This window comes from Streptomyces malaysiensis subsp. samsunensis (assembly GCF_024519315.1).
Classification (GTDB): domain Bacteria; phylum Actinomycetota; class Actinomycetes; order Streptomycetales; family Streptomycetaceae; genus Streptomyces; species Streptomyces malaysiensis.
In genome coordinates this window covers 1-7,228 of the sequence record NZ_JANIIC010000144.1, presented here as the reverse complement: position 1 = coordinate 7,228, position 7,228 = coordinate 1, and the positions used below count along the sequence as shown (strand labels likewise).

6 protein-coding genes and 1 pseudogene are annotated in these 7,228 nt (G+C 67.7%); 4 read left to right on the top strand and 3 right to left on the bottom strand.

Translation table 11 applies throughout. The features are described from left to right. Nucleotides 1-806 (top strand): site-specific integrase (locus tag NQU54_RS47750; protein WP_502362218.1); only part of this gene is annotated, 806 nt, incomplete at its 5' end. Nucleotides 807-989: 183 nt separating this feature from the next. Here NQU54_RS47750 and NQU54_RS47745 read toward each other — a convergent pair. After that, nucleotides 990-2,291, bottom strand: coding sequence for an MFS transporter (locus NQU54_RS47745; protein ID WP_257636519.1), 1,302 nt, complete (start codon nt 2,289-2,291; stop codon nt 990-992). Between the two features lie 554 nt (nt 2,292-2,845). On the opposite strand from NQU54_RS47745, the gene NQU54_RS47740 reads away from it, so the two are divergent. Then, complete coding sequence (locus NQU54_RS47740) at nt 2,846-3,163, top strand: hypothetical protein (RefSeq protein ID WP_257636518.1); 318 nt, start codon at nt 2,846-2,848, stop codon at nt 3,161-3,163. Between the two features lie 1,045 nt (nt 3,164-4,208). Here the strand turns inward: NQU54_RS47740 and NQU54_RS47735 are convergent. Both NQU54_RS47735 and NQU54_RS47730 read right to left on the bottom strand, forming a co-directional pair. Next, nucleotides 4,209-5,693 (bottom strand): UDP-N-acetylmuramoyl-L-alanyl-D-glutamate--2,6-diaminopimelate ligase, encoded by a 1,485-nt coding sequence (locus tag NQU54_RS47735; RefSeq protein ID WP_257636520.1) that lies wholly within the window; start codon nt 5,691-5,693, stop codon nt 4,209-4,211. Between the two features lie 404 nt (nt 5,694-6,097). Further along, a pseudogene (locus NQU54_RS47730) lies at nt 6,098-6,328 on the bottom strand (GNAT family N-acetyltransferase); the annotation flags it as partial. Between the two features lie 108 nt (nt 6,329-6,436). On the opposite strand from NQU54_RS47730, the gene NQU54_RS47725 reads away from it, so the two are divergent. Continuing rightward, complete coding sequence (locus NQU54_RS47725) at nt 6,437-6,715, top strand: hypothetical protein (RefSeq protein ID WP_257636517.1); 279 nt, start codon at nt 6,437-6,439, stop codon at nt 6,713-6,715. Nucleotides 6,716-6,921: 206 nt separating this feature from the next. Continuing rightward, nucleotides 6,922-7,228 (top strand): IS110 family transposase (locus tag NQU54_RS47720; protein ID WP_257636516.1); only part of this gene is annotated, 307 nt, incomplete at its 3' end.

Genomic DNA, 7,228 nt, shown 5'->3' with positions numbered 1-7,228 from the left:
GGTGTCCAGTCACAAGGGGAAGCTTCACGCCGCGGCGTCACCCGCGTTCCGACCGGACGACTCGCAACCACCTCTACGCTGCCCTCCCCGCGCTCGCCTTCTGGGCGACGACCCGGCAATCGCTCCGCGAAGTCACTCGCGACGACGTTGTTGCCGTACTGCCCGTTGGCGGGACCGACCGCAGCGAGATGGTCTCCAGCCTGCGGTCGATCTTCCAGGTTCTCCACGGGCGCAGGCGCGTGTTCACCAACCCGACCACGCGGATGAAGGTCGGCATGCCCGAGCCTCGAACTCCGGTGTCGATGGACGTTCCGGTGCTGCGGCGCCTCGTCAACGATTCGGATCGGGCGAGGGCCGCCTGCGGAACTCTTCTGATCTTCCACGGACTGCGTCCGCTCCAACTGCGCGCGCTGTCCGTGACCGATGTCATCGACGGCCGGCTCGCCATCGAGGGCAGGAAGATCCTCCTCGCGCCGCAGGCACGAGCCGCCCTGAAGGGCTACCTGGTCTACCGCGAGCAGAAGTGGCCCAACAGCGGCAACCCGCACCTGTTCATCAACCAGGCGACGGCCGGGCATCTGACGCCCGTGACAGGGAAATGGATCAACAAGGTACTCGGCACCTCCGCCCAGGCCCTGCGCGAAGACCGAATCCTCGACGAAGCACATGCCAGTGAAGGAGACGCCCGCCGCCTCGCGGACCTCTTCGGCCTCACCGTCAACGCCGCCCAGCGCTACACCGCGACCGTGGACCATGTCAGCTTCGCCGAGCACCACAAGAGGACCGGACAGGACACGACTCCGTGATCCTGCCCCCCTTCAAGCAAATGGCAGGAGCACCGACGAAAGTGCTGCTGACGCGCCGAGGGAACGGGCGGCATCGTGATCACGATGCCGCCCGTTCCGTGTTGTCAATCGTCGTGGCGGACGGGCGGCTCCGGGCGGTGGTCCGCAGGAGGAAGACAGCCCAGACCCAAGCGGCCCGAGCCTCTACATCCGCTTCGACCCCGAGCTCCGCAGCGGCGAGCCCTCCGCCCTGTCTTGGGGAGAGCCGGTGCTGTCCATCTGCCTCCAGGCCGGGAAGATCACAGGGCACAGCGTGGCGAGTAGATACACACCGCCGACCGCCAACAGCGCAGAAGACAAGCCGGCCAAATCCACGAGGAAGCCCGCGGCCAGTCCGCCCAGCGGAGTGATCAGCTGGACCGAGGCCGTGGTCGCGCTCAGCACGCGGCTGCGCAGTTCCTCCGGCACCGTCTCATACGTCACTGTGGCCATGATGGGGTTGAGTACGCCGAAGGCGAGACCCTCTACCGCCATGATCACGGCCAGCGGGGTGAAGGTGTCGGTGAAGGCGGCCACCACGAAGCGCGGCAGGCCCCCGATGAGAAAGGTGATCGTGAACACGGGCCACCGTCGAAAGCGGTTGCCCACCGCCCCATAGACCAGCGCCCCCGTGAGTGCGCAGATCCCGAACGCCGCGTTCAGCAGACCGAGATCGACGGCACCACCTAGCTCCTCACGGGCATGCACGGGCAGGAGCACGGCGCTCCATCCCTGGTCGAGGCCCCTGGTGACCAGCGTCATCAGGCACAGGCCCAGAAGCAACGGCGTGGCCGCAACGAAGCGATATCCGTCCGCGAGTTCACGACGGTAGGCACGCAGCGACGCCGACTCGGGCCGTCGTTGGGCTCGCGCCTCGGGCAGGCCGCGCACTCCGAACGCGAACAGCGGCGCAGCCACGGCGAAGGTCGCGGCATCCACCAACAGGACGTTCTGGGGTCCGAGTACGGCGATCAGCGCCCCTCCGAGAGCGGATGCCGTCAGCGCCGCACAGCGTGCCGCACCGTCGTACAGCCCGGCTGCCCTGGTTAGCGGCATTCCGGCGCGTTCGGCGAGGGTGGGCAACAGCACGCCGCGAGCGGTTTCACCTGGCGCACGGCATAGCCCTGTCATGGCCATCAGCACGCACAGCATCCAGAACTGCAGGATGCCGGCGAACTGCAGCAGCGGTATCGCCGCAACGGCGACCCCGCAGGCGAGATCCGAGGCGACACTCACCCGCCGTCGCCCCATCCGGTCGATGACCGGACCGGTGACGAGCGCAGCGAGCACTGCGGGCAGCAGTGTGCAGAACGCCACGATCCCGGCCTTGGCGGCACTGCCCGTGCTCTCCAGCACGAACCACGGCACGCCCATGTATGTGAGGCAATTCCCTGCGATCGAAACGAGGTTGGCGGCAAGAACCGTTGCCAGAGGACGGCGATCAACCGTCCCGAAGTCTTCGGACACTACGGTGGTCTCCCATAAGGGGAAGCGCCCACCGTGAACGAAGCAGGTCAGCCGGTGGGCGAAGCGAAGTGGTCAGCGTCTGGCGCGCATGGCGAGGCGCACCGCGGAGCGGTGTTCACAAGCAGCGCCTCCAACACTTCGCCGGGATGACCACCCGGCACCTCCGGGCATTGTCACCTCGGGCACCAGCCCTCCGCAACGACGATCCGTTCGCAGCGGGCGCCTGGCACGGGGAGTCGTCGGAGATGTGCAGATGAAGCCAGAACCTGCTGATGACCTGGATCCGGGGTGACGCCGGCCTTGAGGTTCCCGGTCTTGGAACATCCGCCGGTGGGTCACACCACGCGGGCTTGAAAACGATCTACGTGCGCGTGGGAACTGCCACGGAAAGCGCAGCCATGTGCGCTGATCACTGGAGTCCGTCGGTGTCCCATGGCAATGCGAAGCGAAGCTGAACCCAGGGTCCTAAAGTGGGAGTTACGAGCCCCAGCGCCCAAGTTCCGTCGGAGGAACACTTCAGAAATCGCGAACTGACGGGGGATGAGCATCGGGCAGTGCTGTTTGGCGTAGCCCAGGCACTCGGGGTGCACGCCGGGTTCGCTGACCCACCGGTTGCGTACGTCCTGCGGTCGGACGAGGAGGCAGATGCGCTCGCCGAGCCGTTGACCGCAGATCTGGCACAGGCACCGGGTGAGGGCCAGATGCCGCTTGTGCTGGTCGACGCCATCGAATGCGACGTGGCCAACGTGTGTGAAGGCGATCCAGGGCACGACCAAGCCGCCGCTCAGTGGGCGGTGGATGCACCGAACGGGAACAGGTGGGATGGTGGTCATTCAGATTCCCAGATGTCGGTCGCTGATGACGCTCCCTGAAAGCGGCCACCCCGTACTCGGGGGCGACCCCGGACCTGCTCGATGGATCTCCCCACCCATACGGCACCTGACCTGCGGACGGACGCCACAAGGGAGGGGCGCCGGGTAGCCGGAGGGGATCTCACCCTCCGGCCCCCGTAGAACCGTGCGTAACGATCTCTCGTTACACGGCTCTTGCCGCTCTGATCACCAGGTCATGGCCGGTGCTGTGGCGTACCGCCAGTGCGCGAAGAGGCCCGGATAGCGCCGGGCGATCTCCTGCATCTTCGCGATCGCCTTTCGCAGCGGCGCGAGCCGTTTGAACTTCTCCCTTTCATGTTCAGGACACAACGCCCGATAGCCAGCCAGGTCCAGGGACGGGGCGGACTGTCCAGGGTGGGCGAAGCCCAGCGCGAAGCGCCGCCGAAGGCGCCCTTGACCGGCCGAGACGGCCCGCACACTCCGCAAGCGGGCGGCCCCGGCTCAATTGCCCCAGGCACCCCACTGAGTGGTGTGCATCGTGAAGTTGCTGGTCACGGATCTGGTGTGCGCGGGATTCTGGATGCTCGTGCTGGTTGAGGGCGGATGACTTCGCTGAAGAGCGTCGGTCAGCGGGCGACTTCGCGGTTCGTCAGGACGAGCAGGGCCCTGACCAGGGCAGTCGCCCACTTCGGGTCGGTGCGGACCTTGCGGAGCACGCGCCAGTTCTTGCGGTGGACGATTGGTCTGGTGCCGGGTGCTGAACGCACCGAGCTGTGGCATGGAGTAGCCGGACGGGCCGACCCCAGCCCGTCCCGATCAGCGCCATCAGGCGTCCACGCCGACGGAAATGAGGGCGGCCCGCAGGTCCCCGAGGTAGCCGCGGGGCCCCAAGGTCTCGTGTGTAGCGGGCAGCGGGTCTCTGACGGCGCTGGAGGCCGACGATGTGCCGGACCGACCACCTTCGCTTCGGCCAGGGCCGCGGACCTGCCATTGCGCATCAGCCAGCAGGTCGGCGTCTGGAGCAGCTGCACGTCCTCGTGCCCGGCACTGCAACCAGCGCCGGGCGTCAAGAAGGCCGGTACGCCTACCGCGTGGCGAGTTCGCGTACCGTCGCCATGTCGCTGAACGGCAGCAGTTCCTCGTTGACGATCTGGTAGGGCTCGCTGCCTTTGCCCGCGATCAGGATGACGTCGCCGTGCCCTGCGGCGGACAGGGCGAAGGAGATGGCGCGGCGGCGGTCGGCGAACCGTTCGAAAGTGGTGCCGCTCGCGAGCAGGCCCGGGACGATCTGATCCATGATCGTCCGGGGGTCTTCGTTCCGGGGATTGTCCGAAGTGAGAACGCACAGATCGGAGTAGGTGCCGGCGATCTCCCCCATCCGGGCGCGCTTGGTGACGTCCCGGTCCCCGCCGCAGCCAAAGACCGTGACGACCCGGCCGGAGGCGAAGCCGCGGATGGTGGTCAGCACCTTCTCCAGTGAGTCCGGGGAGTGCGCATAGTCCACGATGACGGACGTGCCGTCCGGGGTCTCGTAGCGTTCGAACCTTCCCGGGATCGGGGGCATCTGCTCGAGCGCGGCGACCAGTCCGGCCAGATTGTGCCCGATGAGGTGGCAGGCTGCGACAGTGGCCAGTGCGTTGGAGACGGAGAACCGTCCAGGCACGGGGACCGCCGCCGGATACTTGCGGCCGGCGTGGTGCAGGGTGAAGCGGGTGCCGACGGCGTCCATCGTGAGGTCGGTCGCCCGGTAGTCCGCCTCCGCGTCGATACCGTATGTGACGACCGCGCCGGGCATCATGGCCCCGATGCAGGCTCCGACCGGGTCGTCGGCGTTGACCACCGCACGCCGGCACAGCCCCCGGAAAAGACGCAGTTTGGCGTCCCGGTAGTTTTCCATGGTGCCGTGGTCGTCCAGGTGATCCTGCGTCAGGTTGGTGAACACCCCTACATCGATGAACGAGTGGTCGAGGCGGTGGGTCAGCAGGCCCATCGACGTGGCTTCGAGCGCCACGGTGCCGACACCGCGGTCGCGCATGCACCCGAGCAGATACTGGAAGTCCGGCGACTCCGGTGTGGTCAGTACCGACCTCGGCATCGGGATCAGTTCGTCGCCGATCCGGCTGCCGCCCGTCCCGATGACCCCCACCCTGGCGTGCTCGGCGACCCTCAGCACCGACTCCACCATGGAGGAAACCGACGTCTTCCCGTTGGTGCCCGTGACGGCCACCATCTTCATCTGCCGGCCTGGCTCCCCGTGGTAGCGGGAGGCGACGACCGCGGCCGCCTTGCGCGTGTCCGCGACGGCTACGACGCATACACCAGAGGCCGACGCCCAGGTCGCGACCGGAAGTTGCGCCGTCGCAGAGTCGATGAGAATCGCCACCGCGCCGCGTGCGAGAGCCGGTCCGACGGACTCGGGGCCGCCCTCGCGATGGCCGGGCACCGCGATGAACAGGGATCCCGGAGCGGCGCGGTGGGCGTCGAAGCCGGTGCCTCCGGTGATCCTCGTCTCCGGATCGCCCTCGATGACTTGATGATCGTGCCCGGCGAGCAGCTCGCTCAACTTCACAAGGATCCTCTCGAAGATGCACCGGCTGCCGGTCGTCCGGCGGTCGGCGCGCAGGCGGCGCCAGGGCACCAAGGGATGACAAAGCAGGAAATTATGGCGAGGACCGTCGCCGTACGGTTACAGAGGCGGGGAGGGGCTGCCGCGCAGGAAATGGTCCGCCCGCAGAGGCGGAATGATCTCGGAAATGCCGAGAATTACCCGGAATCGCTAGCCGTGGCCGTGCAACGCGCGACAGTAGATCGCCAACGCGTTCACCGGGTCGACGGCCGTCGCGCACACGACGGACGGGCACACGGCATGAGCGGCCTGGAACAGGCACTCCCTCACTGCGCATGTGCGACCCATATGTGGAGTGTACGTCCAGCCGCGGGGGCGATCGCCCACCGCTCGTTCGCACATCTGCGTTACTGCTGCCGCACTGTCTCCGGCACCCGCGCCGCGAGGAACGCCGTGCGGTGGCGCAGCCGAAGGCCCAGCGACTCGTACAGCCGGATGGCGTTGGCGTTGCGCGCGGAGGTGCGCAGGAAGGGCCTCTCGTCGCGGGCACGGACGCCGGGGGCCACCGCCAGTACCAGGCGGGCGGCCATGCCCTGCCAGCGGAAGGCCGGGGCGATGCAGACCACACTGATCTCCGTAGCTGGAGCGGATCACGGCTCGCCGCAGTGAACTGGACGCGTCCGCCGAGCGGGTCCTGGTCCGGTTGGCCGAGCAGGACCCGGCCGCGGCGGAGGCCGTCGTGGGCGGTGCCGCTGGTCCCGCACCGCAGCGAGACTCCCGGCGAGGCCGCCCTGCCCGGCGACTACCGCAAGATCCGGGCGATCGTCCGGGCCGCCGACCGGCCGGTGCAGGCCAAGGGCAGCGCACTGCGGAACGAAGAGCAGCACTGGTCGTTTTCAGGGCTCTGTCCGCAGTTCCGTGAATCCCCAGGTCAGCGACTCAGCGCACCTTCGGTGCGCGCCGGGGGCGTGGTAAATGCCGTGGCGCGCGCCGGAGGTGCTTCTGTCTGCCCTGACGTGGGCTGATGCCGGTACGGAACGCTTGTGGAGTCCGTTCCGGCCGAAACCGATAGCTCTGCGATGCCTGTGAGCTCGCAGGTCAGCGTGGTGCTGGGGGCCGTCCACGGGAACCGTGGAGTGTTGCTGCGAAACACGTGCGTCAGAATTCCTGATTCACCCTGGTCCTCCCGGAACGGCGTACCCGGCTGCCTGGTGAGGGAGGGAGCAAGGCCGTGGACGTGCTGCACGAACGCTGCGTCGGCCTCGACGTCAGCAAGAAGGACGCCAAGGCGTGCGGCCGCACCCCGAGCATGAAGCGGCGGGGACTCTTCACAACCGAGACCACGACGTGGGGATCGACAACGAATGCGGTCCTCGCCCTGCGGGATCACCTGCTCGCCGCACGGGTGACGCTGGTGGTCATCGAGGCGACCTCGGACTACTGGAAGCCCTTCTACTACCTGCTGGCCGAGGGCCTGAATGTGATCCTGGTCAACGCGCGGCAGGTCAAGAACCTGCCCGGCCGCAAGACGGACGTCT